Source organism: Saccharopolyspora galaxeae (genome assembly GCF_016526145.1).
In the GTDB taxonomy this organism is placed as follows: domain Bacteria; phylum Actinomycetota; class Actinomycetes; order Mycobacteriales; family Pseudonocardiaceae; genus Saccharopolyspora_C; species Saccharopolyspora_C galaxeae.
This window is the reverse complement of sequence record NZ_JADDUE010000033.1, coordinates 1-1,116: the sequence shown is the minus strand read 5'-3', so window position 1 is coordinate 1,116 and position 1,116 is coordinate 1. Positions and strand designations below refer to the sequence as shown.

The following is a 1,116-nucleotide window of genomic DNA, read 5'->3' as shown; positions in this document are numbered from 1 at the left end:
CTAGCTGTTGCGGGTCGTGACGTTGGTGTCGGCTGGCGGGGTCTGAGGAGGGGGACGGGTCTTTCGGCGGCAGGATGAGAAGTGCGACCAACTCGTCCGCCGGACAGAAAGACCCGTCCATGCATCACCGTAATGCCCCACTGTCTGTCGAGGGCCGCCGTCGGCTCGTGCAGCGGTGCCAGACCCGCCCGATCGCCCACGTCGCCGCCGAGATGGGCCTCTCCCGCCAATGCGCCAGCAAGTGGGTCAACCGCTGGCGCCGCCACGGCGAGGCAGGGCTGCTCGATCGCCCGAGCGTTCCGCACCACCAGCCCACCGCCACACCTGCCGAGGCCATCACCCGGATCGAGCAGCTGCGCCGGCAGCGGAAGTATTCAGCGCGCCGGATCGCCACCGAACTTTCCGCCGAGGGTGTGATGATCTCGGTGCGGACCGTTGGTCGGCAGCTGCTGCATCTCGGGCTGAACCGGCGCAGGTTCCTCGACCCCACCGGCGCCGGCAACCGCCAGCCGCGGCGGATCCTCGCTCGCTGGCCAGGGCACATGGTCCACCTGGACGTGAAAAAGACCGGCGAGATCCCCGACGGTGGTGGCTGGCGCGTCCACGGCAAAGGCAGCGACCAGGACAAACGGGTTGCCTGCGGCAAGACCCGCGGCGAGCGGGCCCGCTACATCTACCTGCACTCCGCGATCGACGGCTACTCCCGCCTGGCCTACACCGAAGCTCTCCCCGATGAGAAGGCTCGGACCGCGATCGGATTCGTCCACCGCGCCCGCGCGTTCTTCGCCCGTCACGGCATCGCCCACATTCATCGCCTGGTCACCGACAACGGCGCCTGCTACCGCGCGAAGGACTTCGCCGTCGTCCTGCGCGGAGCCCGCCACCAGCGGATCACGCCCTACACCCCACGCCACAACGGGAAAGTCGAACGCTACAACCGAATCCTGGCCGAAGAATTCCTCTACGCCCGCGTCTGGACCAGCGAACACCACCGCACCGCGGCTCTGGCGGTCTGGAACGTGCACTACAACTACCATCGGCCACACACTGCCGCCGGAGATCAGCCACCAGCATCCCGGCTCTCCACCGGCGTCACCAACGTCATGGCCTCATACA

The 1,116-nt window shown here is 67.9% G+C and carries 1 protein-coding gene; it reads left to right on the top strand.

All coding sequences use genetic code 11. The features are described from left to right. Positions 1-119 precede the first annotated feature (119 nt). Positions 120-1,116: IS481 family transposase (locus tag INP57_RS29270; RefSeq protein WP_200073612.1), on the top strand; the 997-nt coding region annotated here is incomplete at its 3' end.